The 25,557-nt window shown below is 61.1% G+C and carries 25 protein-coding genes; 6 read left to right on the top strand and 19 right to left on the bottom strand.

The features are described 5' to 3' along the window. Positions 1 to 8: 8 nt before the first annotated feature. Complete coding sequence (locus tag ABTW55_RS00590) at positions 9 to 335, bottom strand: glycine dehydrogenase (RefSeq protein WP_086557014.1); 327 nt, start codon at positions 333 to 335, stop codon at positions 9 to 11. 444 nt (positions 336 to 779) lie between these two features. On the opposite strand from ABTW55_RS00590, the gene rnk reads away from it, so the two are divergent. Further along, the gene (rnk, locus tag ABTW55_RS00585; RefSeq protein WP_004936993.1) at positions 780 to 1,190 is read left to right on the top strand and encodes a nucleoside diphosphate kinase regulator; all 411 of its coding nucleotides are present in this window, start codon (positions 780 to 782) and stop codon (positions 1,188 to 1,190) included. Between the two features lie 37 nt (positions 1,191 to 1,227). On the opposite strand, the gene ABTW55_RS00580 is transcribed toward rnk, so the two are convergent. Genes ABTW55_RS00580 through ABTW55_RS00570 form a run of 3 tightly spaced genes read right to left on the bottom strand, consistent with a single transcriptional unit; the run spans position 1,228 to position 4,341 of the window. Then, a complete protein-coding gene (locus ABTW55_RS00580) occupies positions 1,228 to 2,016 on the bottom strand; it encodes a sulfite exporter TauE/SafE family protein (RefSeq protein ID WP_033636153.1) in 789 nt (262 codons plus the stop codon). Then, on the bottom strand, positions 2,009 to 2,890 hold the full coding sequence (locus ABTW55_RS00575) for a formyltransferase family protein (protein WP_060388258.1): 882 nt from the start codon (positions 2,888 to 2,890) through the stop codon (positions 2,009 to 2,011). Before ABTW55_RS00575 ends, ABTW55_RS00580 begins: the two co-directional genes overlap by 8 nt. Further along, on the bottom strand, positions 2,887 to 4,341 hold the full coding sequence (locus tag ABTW55_RS00570; RefSeq protein ID WP_049196172.1) for an FAD/NAD(P)-binding protein: 1,455 nt from the start codon (positions 4,339 to 4,341) through the stop codon (positions 2,887 to 2,889). The genes ABTW55_RS00575 and ABTW55_RS00570 overlap by 4 nt, the downstream gene beginning before the upstream one ends. Positions 4,342 to 4,624: 283 nt before the next feature. Here ABTW55_RS00570 and ABTW55_RS00565 point away from each other — a divergent pair, with 283 nt between their 5' ends. After that, on the top strand, positions 4,625 to 5,407 hold the full coding sequence (locus tag ABTW55_RS00565) for a helix-turn-helix domain-containing protein (RefSeq protein WP_041036839.1): 783 nt from the start codon (positions 4,625 to 4,627) through the stop codon (positions 5,405 to 5,407). 4 nt (positions 5,408 to 5,411) lie between these two features. Here ABTW55_RS00565 and cybC read toward each other — a convergent pair whose 3' ends face one another. From cybC to ABTW55_RS00545, 4 genes are all read right to left on the bottom strand, one after another. Beyond that, positions 5,412 to 5,798: a cytochrome b562 gene (cybC, locus tag ABTW55_RS00560; RefSeq protein WP_060422821.1), complete on the bottom strand. Its 387-nt coding sequence runs from the start codon at positions 5,796 to 5,798 to the stop codon at positions 5,412 to 5,414. Positions 5,799 to 5,936: 138 nt separating this feature from the next. Beyond that, entirely contained in the window at positions 5,937 to 7,277 is a 1,341-nt protein-coding gene (gene pmbA / locus ABTW55_RS00555) for a metalloprotease PmbA (RefSeq protein WP_041036841.1), read from the bottom strand. Positions 7,278 to 7,452: 175 nt separating this feature from the next. Next, positions 7,453 to 7,791 carry a helix-turn-helix domain-containing protein gene (locus ABTW55_RS00550; RefSeq protein ID WP_047570411.1) on the bottom strand — a complete coding sequence of 113 codons (339 nt, stop codon included), beginning with the start codon at positions 7,789 to 7,791 and terminating at the stop codon, positions 7,453 to 7,455. Then, on the bottom strand, positions 7,775 to 8,137 hold the full coding sequence (locus tag ABTW55_RS00545) for a type II toxin-antitoxin system RelE/ParE family toxin (RefSeq protein ID WP_060422818.1): 363 nt from the start codon (positions 8,135 to 8,137) through the stop codon (positions 7,775 to 7,777). Before ABTW55_RS00545 ends, ABTW55_RS00550 begins: the two co-directional genes overlap by 17 nt. 190 nt (positions 8,138 to 8,327) lie before the next feature. On the opposite strand from ABTW55_RS00545, the gene yjgA reads away from it, so the two are divergent. Next, positions 8,328 to 8,876, top strand: coding sequence for a ribosome biogenesis factor YjgA (gene yjgA, locus ABTW55_RS00540; protein ID WP_004936968.1), 549 nt, complete (start codon positions 8,328 to 8,330; stop codon positions 8,874 to 8,876). A gap of 30 nt (positions 8,877 to 8,906) precedes the next feature. On the opposite strand, the gene ABTW55_RS00535 is transcribed toward yjgA, so the two are convergent. The 5 genes from ABTW55_RS00535 to aaeX form a co-directional block, all read right to left on the bottom strand. Beyond that, complete coding sequence (locus ABTW55_RS00535; RefSeq protein ID WP_060423064.1) at positions 8,907 to 9,206, bottom strand: barstar family protein; 300 nt, start codon at positions 9,204 to 9,206, stop codon at positions 8,907 to 8,909. 5 nt (positions 9,207 to 9,211) lie between these two features. Further along, positions 9,212 to 9,673 carry a ribonuclease gene (locus tag ABTW55_RS00530; protein WP_047570407.1) on the bottom strand — a complete coding sequence of 154 codons (462 nt, stop codon included), beginning with the start codon at positions 9,671 to 9,673 and terminating at the stop codon, positions 9,212 to 9,214. A 280-nt stretch (positions 9,674 to 9,953) separates the two neighbouring features. Beyond that, positions 9,954 to 11,921 carry a p-hydroxybenzoic acid efflux pump subunit AaeB gene (gene aaeB / locus ABTW55_RS00525; protein WP_039569416.1) on the bottom strand — a complete coding sequence of 656 codons (1,968 nt, stop codon included), beginning with the start codon at positions 11,919 to 11,921 and terminating at the stop codon, positions 9,954 to 9,956. Then, positions 11,921 to 12,856, bottom strand: a complete 936-nt coding sequence (gene aaeA, locus ABTW55_RS00520; RefSeq protein ID WP_060422816.1) for a p-hydroxybenzoic acid efflux pump subunit AaeA — start codon at positions 12,854 to 12,856, stop codon at positions 11,921 to 11,923. Before aaeA ends, aaeB begins: the two co-directional genes overlap by 1 nt. Positions 12,857 to 12,863: 7 nt before the next feature. Continuing rightward, positions 12,864 to 13,067: a p-hydroxybenzoic acid efflux pump operon protein AaeX gene (aaeX, locus tag ABTW55_RS00515; RefSeq protein WP_039569422.1), complete on the bottom strand. Its 204-nt coding sequence runs from the start codon at positions 13,065 to 13,067 to the stop codon at positions 12,864 to 12,866. Between the two features lie 314 nt (positions 13,068 to 13,381). On the opposite strand from aaeX, the gene aaeR reads away from it, so the two are divergent. Further along, complete coding sequence (aaeR, locus tag ABTW55_RS00510) at positions 13,382 to 14,293, top strand: HTH-type transcriptional activator AaeR (protein WP_025304394.1); 912 nt, start codon at positions 13,382 to 13,384, stop codon at positions 14,291 to 14,293. Here aaeR and ABTW55_RS00505 read toward each other — a convergent pair. Both ABTW55_RS00505 and ABTW55_RS00500 read right to left on the bottom strand, forming a co-directional pair. After that, positions 14,284 to 14,628, bottom strand: a complete 345-nt coding sequence (locus ABTW55_RS00505) for a hypothetical protein (protein WP_033648980.1) — start codon at positions 14,626 to 14,628, stop codon at positions 14,284 to 14,286. The two genes, aaeR and ABTW55_RS00505, sit on opposite strands and share 10 nt — an antisense overlap. After that, positions 14,625 to 14,900, bottom strand: coding sequence for a zinc ribbon domain-containing protein (locus ABTW55_RS00500; RefSeq protein WP_049234168.1), 276 nt, complete (start codon positions 14,898 to 14,900; stop codon positions 14,625 to 14,627). The genes ABTW55_RS00505 and ABTW55_RS00500 overlap by 4 nt, the downstream gene beginning before the upstream one ends. A gap of 207 nt (positions 14,901 to 15,107) precedes the next feature. On the opposite strand from ABTW55_RS00500, the gene ABTW55_RS00495 reads away from it, so the two are divergent. After that, positions 15,108 to 16,049 carry a nucleoside hydrolase gene (locus ABTW55_RS00495; RefSeq protein WP_033636166.1) on the top strand — a complete coding sequence of 314 codons (942 nt, stop codon included), beginning with the start codon at positions 15,108 to 15,110 and terminating at the stop codon, positions 16,047 to 16,049. A 691-nt stretch (positions 16,050 to 16,740) separates the two neighbouring features. After that, the gene (locus ABTW55_RS00490) at positions 16,741 to 18,423 is read left to right on the top strand and encodes a PglL family O-oligosaccharyltransferase (RefSeq protein WP_060422813.1); all 1,683 of its coding nucleotides are present in this window, start codon (positions 16,741 to 16,743) and stop codon (positions 18,421 to 18,423) included. Between the two features lie 45 nt (positions 18,424 to 18,468). Here the strand turns inward: ABTW55_RS00490 and ABTW55_RS00485 are convergent, their stop codons facing one another. The 4 genes from ABTW55_RS00485 to yhdP all read right to left on the bottom strand — a co-directional run bounded on the left by ABTW55_RS00485 (position 18,469) and on the right by yhdP (position 25,470). Next, entirely contained in the window at positions 18,469 to 19,233 is a 765-nt protein-coding gene (locus ABTW55_RS00485; protein ID WP_060422810.1) for a CDP-diacylglycerol diphosphatase, read from the bottom strand. 123 nt (positions 19,234 to 19,356) lie between these two features. Next, entirely contained in the window at positions 19,357 to 20,802 is a 1,446-nt protein-coding gene (gene tldD / locus ABTW55_RS00480) for a metalloprotease TldD (protein WP_047570394.1), read from the bottom strand. Between the two features lie 7 nt (positions 20,803 to 20,809). Beyond that, on the bottom strand, positions 20,810 to 21,670 hold the full coding sequence (nit1, locus tag ABTW55_RS00475; protein ID WP_033636170.1) for a deaminated glutathione amidase: 861 nt from the start codon (positions 21,668 to 21,670) through the stop codon (positions 20,810 to 20,812). Continuing rightward, positions 21,667 to 25,470, bottom strand: coding sequence for an AsmA2 domain-containing protein YhdP (yhdP, locus tag ABTW55_RS00470; RefSeq protein ID WP_060422807.1), 3,804 nt, complete (start codon positions 25,468 to 25,470; stop codon positions 21,667 to 21,669). The genes nit1 and yhdP overlap by 4 nt, the downstream gene beginning before the upstream one ends. Positions 25,471 to 25,557: the final 87 nt, after the last annotated feature.

Below are 25,557 nucleotides of genomic sequence, written 5' to 3'. Positions count from 1 at the left end.
GTTAACCGCTATGCGTTATTATCTTTCGCCACTTCGAAGTGCACTGACAATAAATAGGCTTCTTCGATAGGCAATGTGCCAAACTGATTCACCACGCGCTCCGCCATTTGCATGGATTCGGCGGAGATTTCGTCGAACAACGATTTATCCACCTCCGGCAACGGCTCGCCGGTTATTGAACGCTGCACCATGGCGCGAATATGCGATTCCAGCATCTGTTGCTGCACCGCATTGGTATAAATATTTTCAGCATTCAGCATCGCGGCAATATCCGCCAACACCCGAGCGGTGATCTCACCGGCTGCGCTGACATCGGATTGTTCAATTTCTTTTATCGAAGCAGATCCATCATTCACTTTTCAGTACCCCTAGATCCCACATTAATCAGTAAGCCGTAAAGCGCATCACCTGAATAACCCGCTTTCTGTGATGTCTTTACCCTACCCCCGGTAGGATTTTCTGTGTAGACCGGTTTTTTCCAGTTCGAAGTGGAAATCGCATGACGCGCGGGGATCCATTTCGCAAAACGGCGCTGCGGTGAAAAAGTTAATGAGATAACAAATAGATAACCGGGCTAACCGTTTCTTTCGCCACAATTGACGATAAAAGCCTTCGTGATCGGGATCTCTTTCTTTTCTCGTCCCAACCGCCTACTATCAATGGGACAAATCGACATTACCCACACCCCCGCTCCTCTGGCGCGGGGGTGTTGCTTTGTGTTGTTTTTCCGAATTTATGGGTGCACAGACTGGCACCCTTTGATTTGACTGGAGAGTGGAATGACCAAACCCATCATTACTATTAATGAGCTGGATGCGGAACGCCTGGATGCGCTATTGGAACAACCGGCCTTTGCCAACACCGACGTCGCCGCCGCGCTGAACGACGAGTTGGATCGCGCGGAAATCCTGCCGCCGGAAAAAATGCCGGCCAACGTGGTGACCATGAACAGCCGCGTGCGTTTTCGCGATCTGCACACCGATGAAGAGCACGTGCGCACGCTGGTTTACCCGGCATCGCTGAAAGACAGCCACGATCAGCTGTCGGTGATGGCGCCGCTGGGCGCAGCGCTGCTCGGCATGCACGTCGGCAAGCAGATTTCCTGGCAATTGCCGAACGGTGAAGAAGCGCGGATTGAAGTGCTGGAGTTGCTGTACCAGCCGGAAGCGGCGGGCGAATACCACCGTTAAGCGGTTCTCAGGGCGGCATCCGGCCGCCCTTTCTGTTTCAGACGCAGATAGCGATCAGCACGGCGATCAGCAGCAGCACGTAGATTTTGGCATGCAGCGCATCGCTCACCTTAGGCAAACAGCGCCTGGCAAATACGATCCCCGCAATCCCCGCCACCACCAGCAGCCCAAGAACGTTCAGATTGACGTAGCCCAGATACTGCGGCCCGCTCATCTCGCGCCACCCCAACACGATATACATCAGCGCGCCGATCACCGCCACCGGGATCGACAGCGGGTTGGCGGCGCTGACGCAATACTTCATGTCGTAGCCATGGCGGCGCAGCAGCGGCACCGTCATCACGCTGCCGCCCACCCCCAGCAGGGTGGCGATGCCGCCGATCAGCGGCCCGCCGCCCCACAGCGTGGCGGGGGAAAGTTCGGCGCGCGCCGGTTTGATCAAAAAACCCCGGCGGAACAGACAGTCGGCGATGGTCACCGCCATATAGGCCACGAACAGCCCGCGGATCACGCCGTCCGCCAGCAGCGAAGAGGCGAACGCGCCCAGCGCCGCGCCGATGCCGATGAAAAAGATCAGCGGCACGATGGTTTCACGCAGCAGGTTGCCGCTGCGCCAGTTGGTCAGCGTGGCGTAACTCGCGTTGAGGATCATCACCGCCGTCGAGGTCGCCACCGCGATATGCATCGCCTGGCCGGGCTGCTCGCCCGACGCGGAGATCAGGTGATAGACGAAAGGCACCACCACAAAGCCGCCGCCGAAGCCGAACAGAATGGTGGTGATGCCGGTCAGAAAACCGGCACCCAGTACAATCAAGGTTTCAATCATGGCCGTGCGCCCGCACGAAGTCGTCGAACCCGGCGCAGAACTGCCCCGCCAGCGGGTGGAAACGATCACCGACGAACAGCCCCAGATACTGCTCGCGCACGGCGTCATGGTCCACCAGCTCAATGCCCGCCTGTTCCGCCTGCGCCAGCGTCTGCGCGTCCGGGAAGCCCCAATAGCGCGAATCGCCCTGCTTTTCCGCCGCGATCGCTTCGCTGTGCTCCGCCAACATCAGCCGGCGCGCCAGGAAAGAGCCACTCTGCACGCCCAACAGCATCATGTTTTCCAGGAACGACAGATCGTGACGCAGCTCGGCGGGCAGGCGGGCGATAACCGGGCCGGCGTCCCAGTGCTCATCCATTTCATGCAGCGTTACCGCACAGTCCCTGTCACCGTTCATCAACGCGCGGAACAGCGTCATCACCCCGCGATAACGCGGCAAGTCCCCCGGATGCAGGTTCCACAGCAGCTTGCCGCGTCGGCTGAAGGCGCGCACATAGTCGGCGGAGAATTTCTGATAACAGCGCAGGGAGATCACCCCATCCATATGCCCCAGGCTGCTGATAAACGCGGCGTCATTGATGTCGAGAACGCGATGCGCTTTGACCCCGGCGGCGGCCAGGAACAGGGCCGGCGGCTGATAGGCCCCCTCGCAGGCGGCAGCGTTGCGGCCAACGAACGGGAACACGAAATCGTTCAGCACTTCGCGCTCATACAGCCCCAGGCGGCGAACCGCCGGCTCCTGCGTGCGCCCGGCGCTTTTCGCCAGGGGGAAATACACCGTAAAGGCACACTCGCCCTTCAGGGTGGCGATCAGATCCTGACACACCAGCCAGGAGAAAATGTCGTTGCCGACAAAGAGCGCTACGTTTTTCATGCTTCAGCCTTCTTTGCGTTGAAAATAGGGTTGTTGAACACGATCTTGCTGATATCCCGCGTGATGGACTCCATCGCCGAGGTGTAAAAAAGATCGCCCTTGGCAGGCGCGCCGAGCGAGTAGAGATGCTGCTCGCGGCCGCGCCGGTCGGCGATTTTCAGCGTGTGCGGGTTGCACTTCACGCCGCCGAACAGGTTCTCTTGCACCAGCCCGTCTTGCAGCAGTTGCTGGCTCAGCCGGTTGGGCGGCAGTTGATAGGACGGCGTGGTGCAGTTGAACAGATACTGCGCATGCACCCGTGCCTCATGGCAACGAAGGATAAACCCGTCCGTTCCCTTGCTGATATCCGCCAGGCCGCCACAGGCGCGCAGGCGTTGGCTCTCCAGCGCCGCCACGATCTTGTTGGCGTTCTTGATCGGCATGGCGTGCCGATTGCGCATCCAGGAGGAGTTGTAAAAGCGCATGAAGACCTGCCGGTTGTTGGCATCCATCTTGACCCAGGCGGCGCACACCGCCGGGTGGATCGCCGCCAGATAGCTGCAGATATGCTCCCGGGCAAAACGCGCGCGATCGAGGCTTTCCGCCAGATCGCGGTAACAATCGCGCCTTTCCCCCAGCGCCGAGAGCACCGTCAACCGCTCCGGCCCCGGATAGTGGCGCGCCAGCGCGGCGTTGATCGCATGCACCAGCTGGTGCGCGTCAATGAAATCGCGGCCGGCGACAAAGCGCCGCACCCCCTCCACAAACGCCTCCGGCGGCGGACGCATCAGCGCCGGCTGCACGCTGGGGAACAGGCCCGAGCGCGACAGGGCACAGATGTCGGTCGCCCCCAGACGCTCCATCAGCTCAACGATGGCGTCAATCGCCGTCAGGCTGCAGCCGATCACGCCGATGCTCGAATAAGGGTTGATCGGCGGCAGATCCTGGTGGGCCTGATAAGCGATCACCCCATCCACCGGATAGAGACATTCCGGCGGGTTGTGCCCCGAACATAGCACCAGCGCGTTCATCTGTTCGGCACCGCCACAGGTGGTGGTCAGCCGGTAGCCGGCCTCCAGCGGCGCGATGGTATTCACTTCGGCGGTCATGAAATTCAGCGCTACGTTGCTGTCCGCCGCCATATAAATCGTCATGTCGCGAATAAAATCGAGATATTCCCGATACAGCCAGCGCGGCGGATAACGATCCTGGCAAAATTGCGGGAAATGCATGGCGATCCAATCGACGAAGTGCGCATCGTCGAAAATATCCGCCGACATATTTTCCGGCGTCATATTTAATATATGGCTGTCAAAATCGCTGCTGTATGCCATACCGCCCTTGAAGCCCTGCTTGTCGAACACCGTCAGGGAAAGCGGCCTTTTGCAATGATTAACCGACTTATTTTTTATAAAGTTATACGCAAAAGCGATCCCGGCGGCTCCGCCGCCAACCACACCGAACTTATACATGAAATATCACCTTATAGTCATTGAACTGCGCTAAGAACTATTGCTTCAGGTGTTGGAATAAAAAGACGCTTTATTCCTTATTAACTTCTTGTATTGCGAGAACGAAAATCTTCGTCCCACCCCGGTGTGAAAACTTGCACGGGCTATATGGCCGATAAAATAGCGGCGCCCCGAACAAGCGTTATTTTTCTGCTCCGATAGTAGGGCGACGGCCGTTGGCTTGCTTTATATGAAGGGCCAACTATCATTGCGTTTCGGCCAATCTGCCCGCCAAAGGGAACACATGCGCAACGTCCGCATTGATGACATCGACCACGTAACGCGCGCGGTGATCGCCATCGGCACCGATTATCCGCCGGGGCACCTGCTGCCGATGCACAGCCACCGGCGCGCGCAGTTGTTGTACGGCGCCACCGGCGTCATGCACGTTTTCACGCAGCAAGGCAATTGGGTCGTCCCGCCGCAGCACGCGGTGTGGCTGCCGCCGCAGATGCCGCACGCGGTGAGGATGGTCGGCGTCACCACCCGCAGCCTGTACCTCGAACCCGGCGCGTTGCCCGCCGAACGGCCGCAGGTCTGTCAGGTGGTCAGCGTCACTCCGCTGATGCGCCAGCTGTTGATGGCAGCGGTGGATATGCCGCTGGAGTATGCACAAGAGGGGCGCGACGGAGCGCTGGCGACGCTGTTGCTGCATGAGCTGGCTCGGCTGCAGCCCTTGCCCCTGCACATTCCGCTGCCCGCCGATCCTCGGCTGGGCGAGCTGTGCCGCGCCTTTTTGCAGCACCCCGACGCCCACGACTCCGCGCAGCGGTGGGCCCCTCGTCTGTACATGAGCATTCGCACCTTCAGCCGCTTCTTTCGCGCGCAGACCGGCCTGCCGTTTTCGCAATGGCGCCAGCGCGCCTGCGTGGTGCTGGCGTTGGCGCTGCTGGCCGAAGGGCGCAGCGTAACGCAGGTGGCGATGGAGATGGGATATGACAGCAGCGCGGCATTTTCAACCATGTTTCGCCGCGTGCTGGGGCAGGCGCCCTCCTCCTATCTGACGGAAGACGGGCGCGACGGTTGACGGGTTAGCGGAATTTCTTGTGGTTGGCGTCGCGGGTTTGCTTGAAGCCCTGCGCCAGCTGCTTCGCTTCGGCGACTTTGCCCTGGTTAGCCAGCGCCAGCGCCTGATCGATCTCGCCGATCAGGGTATCCAACCCGCTGCGGAAATCTTTCATCTCCGGGCTGTCGGCGGCTTTGTCTTCCAGCTTCGGCGGGGTGCCCTGTTTGGCGTCCTGCGCGGCGGCGCGCATGTTTTGCAGGCTCTGTTTGAGGGTGGCGGCGGAATCGGTATTCAGCACCGTTTTGTAGTTTTCCGCCAGGGTGTCCATATCGTCGCCCAGATCGGCGGCGACCGCCAGCGAGCTGGCTGCCAGCAGCGTCAACGCCGCCAGCGCTTTCAGGGTATTCTGCATGTTTGCTCACCTTCCAGTTATTGTTTTAATTAACCCACCGTTACCATAGGCAAGGCCGGGCAAAACCGAAACCGGAGATTTGTAAGCAAGGTTGAGGCGGGATAACGCGCGACCGGCGGGCGCCGGCCGCGCAGAGGATCACTGGCCGGCGATCTTCATTTCCGGCAGCAACACCGAACCGCACTGGATATTGCTGCGGGTTTCGATATCGCTGCCGACGCTGACGATGTTGCGCAGCATGTCTTTCAGGTTGCCGGCGATGGTGATCTCGCTGACCGGATATTGGATCTCGCCGTTTTCCACCCAGAAACCGGCGGCGCCGCGCGAGTAATCGCCGGTGACGCCGCTGACGCCCTGGCCCATCAGCTCGGTGACCACCAGGCCGGTGCCAAGCTGTTTCAGCATGCCGGCGAAGTCGGCGCCCTGCCCGGCAATGCGCCAGTTATGGATGCCGCCGGCATGGCCGGTGCTGTGCAGGCCCAGCTTGCGCGCCGAGTAGCTGGTCATCAGCCAGGTTTGCAGCACGCCGTCCTTGACGATATCGCGCCGCTGGGTGCGCACGCCCTCGCTGTCGAACGGCGTCGACGCCAGCCCTTTCAGCAGGTGCGGATGCTCTTCGACGGTCAACCACGCCGGCAGGATCTGCTTGCCGAGCGAGTCCAGCAGGAAGGTCGATTTGCGGTAAACGCTGCTGCCGCTGATGGCGCCCACCAGATGACCGAACAGCCCGGTGGCCACCTCGGAGGCGAACAGCACCGGCGCCTTCATGGTCGACAGTTTGCGCGGCGCGAGACGCGCCAGCGTGCGGCGGGCGCACTCCTGCCCCACCCACTCGGGGCTTTGCAGATCGCCCATCGCACGGCCGATGGTGTAAGCGTAATCCCGCTCCATATCGCCGTCCTGCTCAGCAATGACGCAACTGGACAGCGAGTGGCGGCTGGAACAGTAGCTTTGCAGCATGCCGTGGCTGTTGCCGAACACCTTGATGCCGTAGTGGCTGTTGAAGCTGCCGCCTTCGGTGTTGGTGATGCGCTTGTCCGCCGCCAGCGAAGCCTGCTCGGCGCGCGCCGCCATCTCGATGCCGCGCTCGGCGTCCAGCTCGATCGGGTGGAACAGATCGAGATCCGGCGCCTCGAACGCCAGCAGATCTTTCTCCGCCGGGCCGGCGCAAGGATCCTCAGAGGTGTAGCGCGCGATATCCAGCGCCGCCTGTACGGTGCGGGCGATGGCGTCCGGGCTGAGATCGGTGGAAGAGGCGCTGCCTTTGCGCTGGCGGTGATACACGGTGATGCCCAGCGCGCCATCGCTGTTGAACTCGACGTTTTCCACCTCGCCGAAGCGGGTACTGACGCTGATACCGGTCGATTTGGTGACCGCGACTTCCGCCGCGTCGGAACCGGCGCGGGCCAGCTCCAGCGCCTGAGAAACGGCCTGTTCCAGCGCCTTGCGCTGTTCTGCAACTTGAGTGACTACTTTCATCAATCTGCCATAATTAATCAGAAAATCGTTGAGAAAAGTGCCGGAGCGGCGTAGTTGTGCACGCGGAGCGGCGCGCAAAAATCCTGAGATCTCTGCCGTTGAGTCTAACAGGAACCGCGTTGAATTTCGCATAAAGCCGAACGGCAAAGCCGGGATAACATGCAAAAGCCGTGCATCACTCGACGATCAGTTTTACCGACTTGCCAATATTCGCCATCATGTTGACCAACGCATCCAGCGTGAACTTCTCGGTTTTCTGATTCACCACGTCGGACACGCGCGGCCGGGAAGTGTGCAGATAACGCGCCGCCTCCTCCTGGCGATAACCTTCTTCCTCAATCCACGCGCTGATCTCACCCATCAGCTGTTTTTTCAGTGCGATAAGCTGCGCAATTTCCGCATTGGACTGCGCTTGCAATTGCCGAGCCTCGTCGGCGGAAAATCCCAGATCCGCAAACACATTGCCGCCTGCGGGCGTAACGTGGCGCGAATCGATATCAATCGGCTTGGTCATGACCTTTACTCCGCTCATTAATGACCGCGTCATAACGCGCTTTGATTATCTGAATATCGTGGCGGCTGGTTTTCTCCGCCTTCTTCTGGAAGCTGTGCAAGACATAGATCGCTTCGCTGAACTTTGCCACATAGACCACCCTGAATGCCCCACCGATGGCATATAAACGGATTTCGATAACGCCGCTTCCGCAGTTGGCCATCGGTTTCCAATTACCGGGTTCCAGACCTCTTTGCACTTTACTCAGTTCAAATCCTGCCGCTTTTCGCGCATCGATTGGGAAGGCCAGCAAATTCTCTAGCGATGAGCCACGCCAATCAATGGCTTTCTCGATGCCATCATCCATGAATACCACCTCCTTTTGTATAAAATTTTATACAGACAGGGTGATAAAAACAACCGTGCAAATTCCCAAGACGGGCAGCCAGGCGCGATAATCCCCCAACGTGGCAGCTATACTCAGTTTGCTCAAGGCACGTAATTGGCGGGTTGCCGGACAACCTGTTAGGATTAGCCTCTTTTTAACGGAGCCTACCATGAACAAACAGCCTGAAGACTGGCTCGACGATGTCCCGGAGAATGAAAACGAGGACGATGACGAGATTATCTGGGTCAGTAAAAGTGAGATTAAACGTGATGCCGAAGCGCTGAAAGACCTGGGGGCCGAAATGGTCGATCTGGGCAAAAACGCGCTGGATCGCATCCCGTTGGACGAAGATTTGCGCGCCGCCATCGAGCTGGCGCAGAAGATCAAGAAAGAGGGTCGCCGCCGTCAGCTGCAGCTGATCGGTAAGATGCTGCGCGCCCGCGATATCGAGCCGATCCAGACCGCACTCGACAAGCTGAAAAACCGCCACAACCAGCAGGTTTCGCTGTTCCACAAGCTGGAAGCGCTGCGCGACCGTCTGGTGGAAGAAGGCGATGACGTGATTCCGTCGATCCTGGATCTGTATCCGGCCGCCGATCGCCAACAGCTGCGTTCACTGGTGCGCAACGCGCAGAAAGAGAAGGCCGCCAACAAGCCGCCTAAGGCTTACCGCCAGATCTTCCAATACCTGCGCGAGCTGGCCGAAGCGGCCGACTAAGCGCCGCCGCCCTCCCGGGATGAACCCGTTTCATCCCCGGTGATGGGCCGGTTCGCCGCTGCTTTCGCGGATATTGAAACGCAGGCTGCCTTCCAGCTCTTCTTCCGCCTCTTCAAACAGCAGAATGATCGCGCCGAAACGACGCTTGCTGCGGGCATTCAGGTGAGTGAACTCGATTTCCACCGGCAGGCCGATATCGCCGGTCACCACGTCCCACAGCGCGTCGAGGTTGGCGCCAAACCCCTCGCCTAGCGCAAACTTGTGCGCGAAATCGCGGTAGAAGGTCGGCACATCCTGGATCTGTTCGAAATCAAACTCTACTTTTGCCATCAAACTCACTCCACACGAATGAAGTTTTTGTAATGGTCGCGCGTGACGAAGATCAGACCGTCGCTCGAATACAGCAGGCGATCGGCGCCGCGCCGGCCACACTGATAATTGATGTCCGCTTCGCGCCAGACCCGGCCGCCGGCGCTCGGCAGTTGCCCTTCACGGTTAGAGAACCGATCGCCGCCGATCGCCTTGCCCGGCAATACCGCACAGAGGTTGCCTGAACGCGGATCCCAGCCCTGCTCGCGCGCCTGCTTCTTGGTGACGTAATAGCCCGGCAGCCGCTGATGCTGCTGCAGGTAACTCACCACCGTTTGCTGCTGCGTGAGCCGATCGATGCTCTGCTGCTGCCCCGCCGGCGCCACCGCTGCGTTGCCGTCGATCGCACGGTGCTCGTTGCCGCGCAGCGCGCTGAAGACGGCGATGACCACGGCGATGACAATCGCCAACAGAATCCGCTTGTTCATGACATTCCCTGAAATTATGCCGCCGAAGGCGCCACAGCGCCCCCAGGCTAGTTAGCTATATAGTCGACCTGGATGAAACTAAGATGACCGACACGTCACATTTTCGCGGCGGTAAGAGTTTCATCCATTCATGACAATGATGCCACTTTCCAGCCGTTCTGGCACTCGGAGTCGCTCTGAAAACGGGCCGCCCCACATGAGACGGCCCGCCGTGCCAGGCGCTGCTTTCAGTATAGTCGGGGAAGGCACCACACAACGCGGCGCAACAGGCGGGAACGCATCAATCGATCAAGGCGTGGCGATAGCGATGCAGCATGTCGGCCAGGCGCTTCACCGGCCCGGTGACGCTGAGCGGCGCCTGATTGTCTACCAATTTTTGCTGGTACTCGTTCATTTCACCCAGCAAGCGATCGTAGTAATAGGCGCGCTTGACGTCGTTTTTGGCCGAGACCACCCGATCGGCGGTGCTGCGGATCTGGCGGTGGAAAGCCGACAGCTCTTCACTGACCGGAATCTCCGCCCGCTGCATGCGCTGGTGGGCGATGATCAGGTTCAGCGCCAGACGATATTTGGCGATGTCGTTCGGGAACATCATCAGCAGTTGGTTAAGCTGCTGATACAACGCAGGCAGGTGGTTCTGCCGACGGCGCGCTGCCTTGGTGGTCAGCGCCGACACCGCGCTGCTGACGAACTGGTTGAGCAACGTGCGGCCGGTGCGTTCGCGCGAATTGTCGCGGATCAGCAGCAGCACCATCAGCCCGACGCAGCTGCCGAGGAACTGGCCGAGCGCTCCGTCGAGAAACTGGGTGACGTTGAACTCCATCGGGTTGCTCAACACCAGAATGTTGATGGTTCCCGCCAGCAGCCCCAGCGAACCGAGCCGCCGCTTCTGCACCTCAATGCCGATGAAGAACGCTAGCAGGCCGAGGCTGAGACACAGCAGCAAAATGCTCTGCTGCGTCGCCGGCAGGATCACCATGAAGAACAGGGAGCCGACCGGGATCGCCGCCAGCATGCCCAGCACGAAATCCATCGCCACCATGCGCGGCGCCGGGGTGCGCATCGCCAGCGAGGTGATTACCGCAATGATCACCATAAAGCCGCTGCCGGACGTCCAGCCGGTCCACAGCCACAGCAGGCAGCCGAAGGCCGTGGCCACAAAGGTGCGCAGGCCGTTGATCATCGCATGATGCCCTTCCGCCGAGGTCGGCTTGACCACGGTTTCATTGCTCAACACGTCCTCTTCCACCGCGCTGATGCTGCCGTTGGTGTGTACGCCCTTCGACAGCAGCAGGTAGCGCGTTGCCGCGCCGACCCAGCCGGTGAGGGTCGGCAGCGTTTCTTCGGAGCGATGCGTGGTCAGCACCTGGCGCAACAGCTTCATGCGCCTGTGGATCTCCTGCGGGGTTTCCGCCGGCACCATCAGCTGTTCCCGCAGGCTCGCTTGCAGCGCGTCCGGGTGATTCAACAGGATCAGGTAGGTTTCGCAAGCCTGGGTAATCAGCGTCAGCGACAGGGTATGCAGCGCCTTCACCCGGCGATTGACCTTCTGCCAGCGCGAAGACTCCATCATCAGGTTGTTGCGCATGCCGTCCAGCGCCGTGGTGCTCTTCACCAGATTGCTCCAGGCGCGGTCGATGTCTTCTTTGTCGGCGTTGCTGATGCACATCTGCATCAGGCGATATTGATCCACCAGCAGCTGATCCACCGCCCGATCGATATCCTGCTTGATCGAACGCGGCGAGAACAGCAGATCCGCCAATACGGCGCTGACGATCCCCAGCACGATCTCGCTGCAACGCTCGATGGCGAACTGCGGCGCTTCCAGCAGATGGGCCTCGCTGGTGGCGACCGTCACGATGATGATCAGCGCGGTATAGCCGGCCAGGCCCCAGGCGTAGGAGTTCTCGACCTTGATCAGTGAAGAGAGCCAGGTGCAGAAACCGGCCCAGATGCAGCATAACAGCAGCATCACCACCGGCGCGCGGGCGGTGGTGATGATAATGAGCAGGCCGACGAAGCAGCCGATAAAGGTGCCGATAATGCGCAGCCAGCCGCGGTGGCGGATGGCGCCGGAGAAGGGTTCACCGCCGGCGGCAAAGGCCGGGCCGGCGGCGACGATGGCGGCGGTCATCGCCGACCAGCGCGGGGTTTCCAGATTGAGATGGAAGCCGACGAACAGCGCAAACACAATCGCGAAGCTGAGCTTGAAGGCGAATCTCAGCCGGATAAAGGTTGGGCTGTTCATTAGCCGAACTCACGCAGCCGGTGCATCAGGCGCACAAAAGGCGAGCCGCTGTCGGCATTGCGATCGTTCTTGCCGACGATCACCACGGTGGCGGTGGTGCCGGCCGGGTACGGATGCTGTTGGTCCTTGGCGTCCAGCAGGATCTTCACCGGCACGCGCTGCGCCAGGCGCACCCACTCCAGGTTGCTGTCGATCGAGGCCAATCCTTTGTTGTTCACCGTGCTGCTGCTGTTGTTCACCGCCGCCGCCACGCTGTCGACGGTGCCGTGCATGATGCGGTTGCTGCCGAGCGGGGTGATCTCCGCGCGATCGCCCTTATTCAGGCCGTTCAGTTTGGTTTCTTCCAGGTACGCCAGGATGTAGAAGGAGTCTTTCTTCACCAGCGCCACCGCCACCGAACCGCGGGTGATGTATTCGCCGGCGTGTACGTTGAGGTTGGTGATCCAGCCATCGGCCGGAGCGCGCACCGTGGTGCGTTCCAGATCCAGCTGCGCCAGCTCACGCGTCGCCACGGCCTTCGCCAGCTGGTGTTGCACGGTCTGCAGCGAGTTGTTCGACTGGTCGATTTCTTCCTGCGACATCGCCTGCACGCCCAACTTCACGCGGCGGCCGGCTTCGCGCCGTTTTTCCGCCGCCAGCGTCTGATAGTAGGCGACGTCGGCACTGGCTTGCGCCAGCGCCTGCTCATAGCGCGGCCGATCGACCACGAACAGCACCTGCCCTTTCTTCACCAATTGGTTATCCACCACCGGCACATCGTTCAGCAGGCCGCTGACGTCCGGCGCGATCGCCACCACGTCGGCGGTAAACTTGGCGTCACGCGTCCACGGCGACTCGGTGTAAAACACCCAGGCCTTGAATACCGCGACGATGCCCAGCAGCACAAGAATCAAAGTGATCGCGATTCGGGTTATTTTTATCGAAAAATTTTTCACAGCGACCTCAAACAAAAAGACATGAAATCAGATAAAACAAGCAGCAATACAGCGCGGTGTTAAACAGCGCCGGATGCCAGACAAAATCGTAAATCCCCGTCGGCTGCAGCAGGCGGCGCATGAGGAAAAACAGCGCCAGCGACACCAGCAGCTCGAAAAACACCGGCGGAAACGACAGTCCGAAGATGACCATAACCGGAAGCAAACTCATCACTTTTTCCTTATTGTTCACTGCGCCGGGGAAAGACAGGTCTCGCCATTCACATTCTCTTTACATTTTAGCGTGCGCGCGCCACAAATCTTGACCAGGCAGCTTGTCCAGGTCACGAACCCGAAAAAAGGTTAAACTTTGGGGCAGACATCCACGACAGGGATTGCGAGGGTGCCGGAGGAGCGGCAGGATTGCGTTGCCGATCGCTCTCGCACGTTGGTAAGGTCTATTCACCCGACCACGTTATATTAGCCTGCTTACTATCAAGGCATCAACAATCTGTGATCTAAATCACTTTTAAGCCAGAGTGAATAATGGAAAGATTAAAACGGATGTCGGTATTCGCCAAAGTGGTTGAGTTCGGGTCGTTTACCGCGGCCGCGCGCCAACTCGGCATGAGCGTTTCATCGATCAGCCAAACCGTCTCGAAACTGGAAAATGAGCTGCAGGTCAAGCTGTTGAACCGCAGCACGCGCAGCATCGGCCTGACCGAGGCCGGCAAAATCTACTATCAGGGCTGCCGACGCATGCTGCAGGAAGTCAGCGAAGTGCATGAGCAGCTGTATGCGTTTAACAATACCCCCGCCGGCACGCTGCGCATCGGCAGCTCATCCACCATGGCGCAAAACGTGCTGGCGAACATGACCGCCGAGATGATGAAAGAGTACCCTGGCCTGACGGTCAACCTGGTGACCGGCATTCCGGCGCCGGATCTGATCACCGACGGGCTGGATCTGGTGATCCGCACCGGCGCGCTGCAGGACTCCAGCCTGTTCTCCCGCCGCCTGGGGCAAATGCCGATGGTGGTGTGCGCCGCCAAAAGCTACCTCAGCCAGCACGGCACGCCGCAGAAGCCGAGCGACATGGTCAACTTTTCCTGGCTGGAGTACAGCGTGCGGCCCGACAGCGAATTTGAACTGATGTCGCCGGAGGGCATCACCACGCGCATTTCCCCGCAGGGGCGCTTCGTCACCAACGACTCCTCCACCATGATCCGTTGGCTGAAAAACGGCGCCGGCATCGCCTACGCCCCGCTGATGTGGGTGATCGAAGAGATCAAGCGCGGCGAGATCGAGATCCTGTTCAAAAGCTACCATTCGGATCCGCGGCCGATCTACGCGCTCTATACCGAGAAGGACAAACTGCCGCTGAAGGTGCAGGTGTGCATCAACTACCTAACCGACTATTTCGAACGCGTGGCGGCGGTCTATCAGGGCTATCGTTGAGCGGCGCTCAAATAGCGGTGCGCCAGCGCGCCCAGCAGCATCAGCGCCAGCATGCCGAGGCCCCACAGCAGCCAGACGGCGTAGCCCGCCCAGTTCAGCAGCAGAGGAAAATAGCTCGCCAGCCCGCTGCCCAGCTGTTTCAGCCACGGCAGCCAGGCGTCCAGCACTGCCTGCGGCACCAGGCTCAGCGCGCCGTTCACCGGCAGCGATGCGCCGCCGGCCGCTTCCGCCAACGCCGGGAGCCAGGCCAGCACGCCGGCTACGCCCCAGGCCAGCAGCGTCCATAGCGCCATGGCGCCCAGCAGCAGCGCTAGCGTCCAACCGCCCCGGTTCACGGCACACCGCCGCCGCACTGCGGGCAAAAGCGGCTGCCCGACGGCAGCGGCGCGGCGCACTGGCCGCAGGTGGCGCTCAGCGCGGCAAACGGCTGACCGCAGCGGTGGCAATAACGCGCGCCCGATTTATTCACCGCCCGGCATTCCGGACACTGCGGCCCCGGCTCGCCATGCTGGTTATAGCGGTTGCCATGATGCCCGCCGCCGTGGCCCGCGCGCTGATGACCGCGGTTAATACCGCCTTGCCCCAACAACCTTTTCAGTAAGCTCATCCCGCCTCTCCTCTGTGCATTGACGCTGACCCTCACTGTAAACCCTGGAGTAACCTCCAGGGTAAAGCCCGGCGAGCAGGCTTTACGTTTCATTACATCGTAAAAGTGGCAAGGCTTTGATGCCGCTAACAAAAGCACCATCGGCATTATCCCACGCCGCCACGCTGCGTTATGCTGCGGGAACCTCTCCCTGCATCAGGAATAACCATGAAAAAAATCATACTGGACTGTGACCCGGGGCATGACGACGCCATCGCCCTGCTGCTGGCCTGGGGCAATCCGCAGATCGACCTGCTGGCGGTCACCACCGTGGTGGGTAATCAGACGCTGGACAAAGTGACGCGCAACGCGCTGGCGGTGGCGCGCATCGCCAATATTACCGGCGTGCCCTTCGCCGCCGGCTGCCCGCGCCCGCTGGTGCGCAATATCGAAGTGGCGCCCGATATCCACGGCGATTCCGGCCTCGATGGCCCGGTGCTGCCGGAACCTCACCTGCAGTTGGACTCGCGCCACGCGGTGGATCTGATCATCGATACGGTGATGGCCCACCCGCCCGGCAGCGTGACGCTGGTGCCGACCGGCGGCCTGACCAATATCGCCATGGCGGTGCGCAAAGAGCCGCGCATTGCCGAGCGGGTCAAGGAAGTGGTGCTGATGGGCGGCGGCTACCATGTGGGCAACTGGAGCGCGGTGGCGGAGTTCAATATCAAAATCGATCCCGAGGCGGCGCACATCGTGTTTAACGAAAAATGGCCGCTGACCATGGTCGGGCTGGATCTTACCCACCAGGCTTTGGCCACGCCGGCAGTCTGCGCGCGTATCGCCGCCCTCGGCACCCGGCCGGCCGCCTTCGTCGGCGAACTGCTGGCATTCTTTGGCCGTATGTACCAACAGGCGCAGGGCTTCAGCGCCCCGCCGGTACACGATCCTTGCGCCGTCGCCTACGTGATCGATCCGAGCGTGATGACGGTGCGCAAAGCGCCGGTGGATATCGAACTCACCGGCACCCTGACGTTGGGCATGACGGTCGCGGATTTCCGCGCGCCGCCGCCGCCGGACTGCCACACCCAGGTCGCGGTCAAACTGGATCAGGATAAATTCTGGGATCTGGTGGTGGATGCGCTGGAACGGATTGGCGAAGTGGAGTGAGGTCTGTGAAGCGTGGATTAACGCGCTTTTACAGGCGCGTTAATCCGTCTTGCGGCACGGCAACAGGGATAGGGGGATCATCACCCCTTTATTTCCACAGTAACAGAACAATCTTAATAAAATGGATTTAAATAAAATTTAAAAACAACCAATAAAAAACAAGAAGAATCTTAATGAAAATAAATATAGATCCAATAAAGAAAATATAAAATAAAAATAAAAAACAGCGGTAAATAAAACCACGATCGCCGTGCCGTCATTGGCAACAACGATTTAACAAGAAAAGGCTTATCTCATTGGCTACATCGCCTGTCGGCCCAGGCGTTCGTTGTCGCACACACGGCGTTTTACTACATACAAAAAATCCCAATGTTTTGATTTAAATACAAAAATAAAATAAAAGATTAAAAATTGACTGGAGCAAGATGAATTTGAGAAAATGACAACCCTGTTTTTTCAAACAAATAAAACACCCTTTGCAGGCAACTGAAATACGGCTTACCCCTTTTTATATAAACCGTCCCTGCGCTCACAGGGGAAAAACTTATTTATCGCTTCAACAGGAAGTCTTTTCAATTTCCATAAAAAATTTTAGGTATTGAAGCTTCAGCGAATTTAAACACCAGGATAAGGATAGGGAATCCTAATAATATGCATTCAATGATCGATATCGAAACATGGCAGGTTCACCATGACCGATAAAACCGCCATTAACGCGCCGGCTATCGCCGTGCTGCCCCTGTTGCTGATCTGGATGGCGGCGATCCTGCCGTTTTATCACCCCAACATGGGCGGCGGCGGCCTGGCGCTGCCGCAAAACATTCTGGCCTGGAGCGCCATGGCGCTGACCACGCTGCTCGTGACCTTCACCGTCTGCCTTGGCCGCGCCCGGCTTTCACTGACCCCTACCGCACGCCTGTTGCTGCTCGGCATCGCCGTATTGGCGCTGCCGCTGCTGTATACCCGCCCCGAGTGGCGCGAAGACGCACTGTGGCGCTGCGCCGGTTTGCTCGGTGGCTGGCTGTTCTATGTCGCCTGCCTGCAGCTGCGCCTCACCACCCGGCAACGCGATCTGTTGCTGTACGGCCTGCTGTTCGCCGTAAGCGTTCAGGCATTGCTGGCGGCGCTGCAGCTGTTCGCCCCCGCGCTGGCCTGGGTGGCCCCCAACGGCCGCCGGGTCTATGGCGTCTTCCAACAGCCGAACGTGCTGGGCAGCTTTATCGCCACCGGGCTGGCTTTGGCGCTCTGGCTGCTGCTTGCCCCCCTCTCCACGCCGACGCGGCGGCGGCAACTCCCGCTGCTCGCCCTGCTGGCCGCTTTCTCCGCCCTGCTGGTGCTGATCCAGTCGCGCGCCGCCTGGCTGGGCGGCGCCCTGGCGGCGGCGCTGCTGCTGTGGCGTTTTGCCCGTCAGCGCCCGGCCGCAAGCCGCTGGGCCGGCGGCGCGCTGCTGTTGGGCGTGGCGGCCGGTCTCACGGTGCTGTTCACCGGCCTTGGCCTGGATAGCCGCGCCGGCCTGATCGGGCGGGAGCTTTCCAATAGCGCGCGCCTGACCATGCTGCATGACGTCGGCGCCATGATCCTGGCCAAACCGCTGCTGGGCTGGGGCTACGGCGGCTTTGAATACAGCTTCGCGCACTTCCGTCTGCAGGAAATGCCCTGGCGAGAAGTGCTGGAAGTCGCCGGGCATCCGCACAATGAAATCCTGCTGTGGTGGGTTGAGGGCGGCCTGCCGGCGCTGGCGGGGATCGTTATCGTCCTCGTCGCCGGCGCGCTGCTGTTGAAACGCGCCTGGCAACGGGATCGCGAACAGCCGGGCGGTGCGCGCGTCGGGCTGTTTCTGGTGCTGTTGCCAATGCTGGTGCACACCCAGCTGGAATACCCTTTCTATCTGTCTGCGCCGCATTGGCTGGCGTTTCTGCTGCTGCTGGCGCTGCTGGACGGCCAAACCGGCGAGCCCCGCCCACTGCCGTTCGCCAAAGCCCTGAGCCTGCCGGTGGCGATGGCGGCAATCGGCATGTTGGTGATGGCGATCTTCGCCTGGCAAGGGCGCATGGCGCTCACCCAATCGGAACGCACCATGCTGGCCTCCATCGACAGCATCGAGCAGATGCCGCCGCCGGCCGCCTGGATCTACCGGGAGCGCAAAACCTTCGACGAGCAATCTCACGCGCTGCTGGTCTATAACCAAACGCGCGATGATGCCCTGCTGACCGGCTATCGGCAGTGGGCCAATGCCTATCTGCAGCGCCGTATCGACGCCAACGTCTATGCCACGCTGATCATGATTTTGCGTTATCAGGGCGCTCAGGCGGAAGCAGACGCCCGCCAGCGGGAAGCCGCTTTCCTGTTTGCGCGGGATGCGCGGTTTAGGTAGGAAGAATAAGGTGAGAGCGCATCGCTCTCACCTGCCGTCTTAAGATTAACGCGGCAAAATCGCGCACGTTTTATCCAGCAGCGATTCTACCGAGGCGCGGTTGCCGACGTCCCAGCCGCGCTTCGAGGCCAGCAAGATAAAACCCCGTTGGCCGGCAAACGTGGTCGGGACGACGGCCACGCCATACTCCGCCAGCTGCGGCGGCGACAGATGAAAATAATCCGCAAGATCCCTAATCGGGTAGATGCCCATCGCGGTCGGCTGCATCACGCGGCGGGCATAGTAGGTGTGGCGCAACAGCTTATCCGGCAAGGGGCGCCATTGTTCCTGTATGTAGGGGCGTTCCGCCTGCAGCTGGCGCCGCACATCCTCGCGCAGACAGGTCAGGTGAATGTGCAATTGGTTCTGGCTGCGGCCGTAAGCGGAGTTGATCGCCATGCCCAGCCTGTCGTCCGGCACCGGCCCGCCATACTCGGCGGCCAGCCGGTAACGCATCAGCCATGCATAGCCAAAATAGTCCGTTCGTTCTCCGGCCAGCAGCAGCGGGCTTTCAATGCCGGAAAGCGGCGCCGTCGGCACCAGAATGAAATGATAGGGATAACGCGGGTTTTGCAGCACGCTAAAGCCCTGCGCTTTCCCCTGCGGCATATAAATCTGCTCGCACGGGGCCGGATCGCGCTTTTGCTGATAGTTGACCATGCAGAGCTTATCGACCACGCCCCACAGCGCATCGGAACGGGCGCAGCCCGTCAGGGACAGAACGCCCAGCAACAGCAGCCAACGCCGGGCGGAGAAAGCCCAACGCGCCATCCTCGTATTGTTCCGTTTTTTCGCCACGTCAATTTCATTCCATCACTGGGCGCAGGCGCGCCTGCAAGGGCCGCAACATGGGGAATGGATAAAGGAGCCAGCGCGTGGCTCCTTGAGGAAAGATTACGCCGTGCCGCCGACGGTCAGCGTATCCAGTTTCAGCGTCGGTTGGCCGACGCCCACCGGCACGCTCTGGCCTTCCTTGCCGCACACGCCCACGCCTTTATCGAGCGCCAGATCGTTGCCGACCATCGAGATCTGCTGCATCGCCTCGATGCCGGAGCCGATCAGCGTCGCCCCCTTCACCGGTTTGGTGATGCGGCCCTTCTCAATCAGGTAGGCTTCGGTGGTGGAGAACACGAACTTGCCGGAGGTGATGTCCACCTGGCCGCCGCCAAAGTTCGGCGCGTACAGGCCGTACTCGACGCTGGCGATGATCTCTTCCGGCGTCGATTGGCCCGCCAGCATGTAGGTATTGGTCATGCGCGGCATCGGCAGATGCGCGTAGGACTCGCGGCGGCCGTTGCCGGTCGGCGCGACGCCCATCAACCGCGCGTTGAGTTTGTCCTGCATGTAGCCTTTCAGCACGCCGTTTTCGATCAGCACGTTGTACTGGCCCGGTACGCCTTCGTCGTCGATCGCCAGCGAACCGCGCCGCCCTTGCAGGGTGCCGTCATCCACCACGGTGCACAGCTCGGAAGCCACCAGCTCGCCCATATGGCCGCTGAACACCGAGGTGCCACGCCGATTGAAGTCGCCTTCCAGGCCGTGGCCCACCGCCTCGTGCAGTAGCACGCCCGGCCAGCCGGCCCCCAGCACCACCGGCATATTGCCGGCCGGCGCCGCCACCGCGCCAAGGTTGACCAGTGCCATGCGCACCGCTTCTTTGGCGTAAGCGTCGGCGCGCACGTCGCCGTCGACGGTTTCCAGGAAGTAGTCATAGCCGAAACGGCCGCCGCCGCCGCTGGAGCCGCGCTCACGCTTGCCATCCTGCTCCACCAACACGCTGACGGAGAGCCGCACCAGCGGGCGAACGTCCGCCGCCAGCGTGCCGTCGGTGGCAGCCACCAACACCTGCTCGTAAACGCCGGTGATGCTGGCATTCACTTCCTGCACCCGTGCATCGGCGGCACGCGCCACCTTGTCGACGCGGTGCAGCAGGGCAATTTTCTCTTCGCGCGGCAGGCTTTGCAGCGGATCGAGCAGCGGGTACAGCGCCCGATAGCCGATCTCGCCCAGGGTGTGCGCCCGCCCGTCGCCCTGCTCGCGCACGATGCTGCGCGCCGCCTGGGCGCTCTGCTGCAGCGCATTCAGGGTGATCTGATCGGCATAGGCGAAACCGGTCTTCTCGCCGCTGACGGCGCGCACGCCGACGCCCTGGTCGATATTGTAAGAGCCATCCTTGATGATGCCGTCCTCGATCACCCAGGCTTCGTGATAGCTGGACTGGAAATAGAGATCGGCGTAGTCGATACGGCGTTCTGCCAGTTGACCCAGTACCGAGTACAGATCTTGATGACTCAGCTTGTTGGTAGCGAGTAACTGCTCACTGACAAACGTCAGGCTCATAATGGTTTCACTCTTGATTGGAGGATAACGTGTCAGACGGCGCCGTCAGCGACGTCTGGAATCGGTTGTGCTGCAGCACTGGCATCTGTTGCCGCAGGGGCTGCAGGCTTGTGGTGTCCACGCGCACCTTCAGCGCCGCTACGGCGTCCGGGTTCTCGGCCAGCACCTTGCCCCAGCCGTCGACAGCCAGCGTGTGGCCCCAGGTGCGGCGGGTCGGCCCGTGGCGCCCCACCTGCGCCGGCGCCAGGATCATGCACTGGTTTTCGATCGCCCGGGCGCGCAGCAGGATTTCCCAATGCGCCTCACCGGTGACCCGGGTAAAGGCCGCCGGCACCGAAATCAGTTCAGCGCCCTGCGCCCGCAGCGCCTGGAACAGCGCGGGGAAGCGCAGATCGTAGCATATGGTCATGCCCAAACGCCCGACCGGCGTATCCACCACCGTCAGATGCTGCCCGTGCTGGTAGGTATCCGACTCGCGGTAGTGGGCGTGCGCGTCGTTGATGTCCACATCGAACATGTGCAGCTTGTCGTAGCGGGCGCGGATCTCGCCCTGATCGTCGAACAACAGGCTGCTGGTGGTGATAAGCTCCGGGTTTTCGCGGCTGATCAAGGGCATCGAGCCCACCAACAACCACACGCCATAGCGGCGCGCCAGTTCGCGCACCGCGTTCTGCAGCGGGCCATCGCCCTGTTTTTCCGCCTGTTGGCGATAGGCTGCGGAGTTGGCGAACAGCAGCGCGTTCTCCGGCGTCATGACCAGTTTTACCCCGGCATTGAGCTGCTTGATCTGCTGTTCAATCTGGGCCAGGTTATCGCGCACCTGATCGCCACTGCACAACTGCAACAACGCAACGTTAGCATTCCTCATGACGCCTTATCCTCCTTTGCCTTACGAAGTACCTCATTGATCTTCGGCTGGTCGAGATCGCCGCTGATATGGTAACGAATCAGCGAAATCTTGCTCCACAGCGGTCCCAGCACCTGCGAGGCGGCGAACACCGCCGCGCCGACGATCGGGTTAACGACAAACGCCGTGGCCACGCCGACCGTCGCCGAAATCGCCGGCGCCACCACCGCTTCCATATCGATGCGGCGGCGCGCCAGATCGATCTGGCCACTCATGGCGATATCCGCCGCCAGGCCGTCGATCAATAGATTATCAGTATGCATTATGCCATCTTTCAGCCAGGCGGTGCTGCGGATGGAATCAAAGTAGAAGCCTTTGCCGAAGGTATCGCTGAAATCGAACTGCAGCTTGCGCAGCAAGGCGTCGAAGCTGACCAGTCGCAGCAGCTGGCCGGCGCGGCCGCCGCCCATGCTGTCGATCTCGCCCTTGCCCATTTTGACCTGCAGCGCGCCGCTCAGCGTATTGACCTGCGGCTGCCACGGCGCGCCGCGCCAGTACAAATCGAAGTCCACGTCGTAAGGCGCGCCTTTCAGCGGGATGGTGATGCCGAAGAAGGCGGCGGTTTCATCGATTTTGCCGCCGAGCAGCTTGCCTTTCAGCGAGCTGCGCTCTTCCTGCGCGTTCTGCTTCCACAGGCCGGTGGCGCTCATGCGCCCTTTGCCGGTATCGACCAGGCCGTGATCCAGCGTCAGGGTATCGCCCCGATTGCTCAGATCCGCCTCGACCTTGCCGAGGTTCTGCCCCAGCACCCAGCACGACTTGCAGCGCAGCATCAGCGAAGGCCAGTCGCGGAAGCTGACTTTCTCCGGCGGCGGTGGCGGCGAACCCGCCGCGCTTTTCGTCTCGGCGAACTGCGGGTTGTAGTACAGGTAGTTGATATCGGCGCGCCACGGCCCGCGATCGGCCACCCGCAGGCTGCCGTCCACTTCATCGCTCTTGGCGCTCACCACGGTGGCACCCAGCTGTTTTTCGGCCGACAGCGTCAGCTTATGCCAGGCCTGGCCGCCCAACAGCAGCTGCGGCGTGGTCAGCGCCACGGTGGTGGGGAAGCTGAAACCGCCCACCTGACCGCTGCCGCCGCCCTGTTTCAGCGCCGGCGCCAGCAGCGCCAGCCATTGCTCGCCGTCCAGCGCCGGCAGGTTCAGCGTCATCGACTTGCCGGCCGGCAGCGGCGGCGTGCCGCCACCGTTGGTTTGCCAGGCGGCGCGCGCCAGATTCACCTGTTTTTTGTCGAAGTTCCATTCGCTGTTGAAGCGGTTCTGCTTGCCCGCACTGCCGGTCAACATGAAGCCGTTAAGACCGCCTTTGACCTTGACGCTCACCGGCAAGGCTTCGCCCGGCGCCTTGTCCAACGGCGAAGGTAAGTGACTGCTCACTTTCCTTAGGTCTGCGTCAAGGCCGATATCGTAGCTGGCCGAGCCCTGATGCGGCAACGTGATGGCCACCTGACTCTGCCAGGGCGCGCTGCCGCTGAGCGCATCGGCGGCCTCTTTCGGCAGGCCGGGGAACTTACCCGGCTGCCAGTCGCCCTTCAGGCCGACGTTGACCTTGTAGTCACGCTCGCCTTCCTGGGTGGTGAAGTTGACCGCCACCGGCTGCCCGAACCAGTTGGCCGACAGGGGGTCGCTCTGCAGGTTGCCGTTATCGAAGCGGAACTTGCCGCTGAGCTTTTGCAGTTCGCTGTCCAGCGGCTTGATCAGCAACGAATTGTTGTTCAGCGCCACTTCACCGGTGGCTCTGACCTGCTCGCCGTCCAGGGGAATATCGAGATGTAAGCGCCCACTGACATCACCGCCAATCTGCAGCTGCTCCAGCGCCGCCCCCAGCGAATCGTGCAGCGGCGTCTGCATGAAGTAGTCGTGCACGTCGCTGCCCGCACCCGCGACTTCGGCGTCGATCAGCAGCCGCTCTTTCAGGTAATCCGGGATCACCGCGCTGATATTTTTGCCCGCCACCTTGCCCAGCCGGGTTTGCGGCGCATGCATCCACAATCCCTCGTTGGCGAAGTCGAGGTCGATCGCCAAATCGGTCAGCGCCGGCCAGCCCGGTTGGAACTGGAAGGTGGCGTGGCGCAGCGGCACGAAGACTTCGAACTGCCCTTCGTTCTTACGGTACGGGAAGTGCTGCGGATCGCCGGAATAAATCAGCGTGGCGTTATCCACCCGGCCGCCCTGAATGGCGCCGCTCAGGTAGTCCACCAGATGCTTGCCCATCAGCGGTTCCGGGAAATAGCGCCAGGCCTCGGCGCCGTCATACAGGCGGATGCCCGCCAGGATATTCAGCCACGGATCGCCCTTGGCCGGCTGCTGATAACGGAAATCGCCGTTGACCCACAGCGACTTCGCCTTGACGTCCAGCCCCTGGCTCGCCAGCTCCCAGCCTTGATCGTTGTAACGCCAGGTCAGCGCGCCGCGCGCGCTGCTGATTTCAAGCGGCGCACGGAACATATCGCCGTAAGGCAAGGTGCTGCCTGCCAGCCCCAGCGTCAGGCGGCCGTTCTCCACCCCGCCGCTCAACGCGCCGGAGAAGTGGTTGACGCCGGGCAGCAGCTCCCAACGCTGCCAGCTGACATCGCGCCACAGCGCCTGGAAACGGCTCTTTTCCGGCTGCTTCAGTGGGATGTCCAGTGCCAAGGCTTCCATCTTCCCCTGCGGCTGCAGATCGTTCCAGCGATCGAGCACGTCCGGGCTGAGGAACGAGAAGGTCGGCAGCAGCGCCGACAGGCGCTCCAGCTGAAGGTTAGTCGCGCGCACCCGCAGCTCTTCATTCTGCGCCGGCCCCATGAACTCGGTGTTTTCCGGCAGCCACAGGGCGGAAAGCGTGCCCTGCGGCCAGGCCTGGCCGTCGGTGCTCAACCGCAGCTGCGGCACGTCGAGCTGCCAACCGGTGCCCTGGCGGCGCAGCGACAGCGCCAGATTGTCCACGTCCAGCCGGTGCTGCGCGGCGCCGGTATCCCAGTTGGCCGCCCCCTGCTTGAGCAACGCATGGCCGCCGGCAATCTCGCCGTTCTGCACCTGCAGCCAGGCCGCCAGGCTGAAGTCGGCGCTTTCCAGCCCGGTGTTGGCGCGCAGCCAGCGGGTAAACCAGGGTTTCATGTCGATGTTATCGGCCTGCAGATAGACCGTGCCGGTGTCCAGCAGGCCCTGATTATCGCGCAGGTCCATGCGCAGCTGCACCACGCCGTGCTGGCCGTTCAGCGTCGACAGGCTGATCTGCCCCTCGGCGCGATGGCGCTCGCGGCCGTTAAGCCAGGTCAGTTGGGGAATGTCGAATTCGGCGCGCGCGCCGGCGGGCGTCAGGAATGAGATACGGCTGTCGCGCAGATCGAAATGGTCGAGCTGACGCAGCATCAGATCGCCGATTTTGCCCGGCTCAAGGCCTTCGCCCTGCCGGTCGCCGCCCAGCGTGGCGTTCAGATCGAGGCGGAATTGATAGAAGGTCAGATCGCGGAACTGCCAGCGCCAGTGCAGCAGCGATTGCCACACGTCCAGCGCCAGCGTCACGCGTTCGATATGCACATCGCTTTTGGGCAGCGTGGCGCTCAGGTTGCGCATTTCAAGCTGTGGGCCGAACGTTTCCCAGCTGCCCTGCAGGAAATCCATCTGCACGGGCACGCCGGACAGCTTCTCCACCTGCGCCAGCAGTTGGGGACGGTAGTCGTTCAGCTTCGGCAGCATCAGGCGCAGCCCGCTGATCAGCAGCGCCACAATCACGATTAGGGTGGCGCCTGTTGCTAACAGAATCCCAGGCAGTCGCCTCACGCAGTTCTCCTTGCTCCGCTGCCTGGCAACGGGAATATCTATGCACTGACGGGCCCGGCATGCCGGGCCCTTACGATGTCGGACGGG

The organism is Serratia sp. SM04, assembly GCF_040280225.1.
Lineage (GTDB): Bacteria > Pseudomonadota > Gammaproteobacteria > Enterobacterales > Enterobacteriaceae > Serratia > Serratia sarumanii.
The sequence above is the reverse complement of the archived record's forward strand: the minus strand, read 5'-3'. Positions and strand labels throughout refer to the sequence as shown.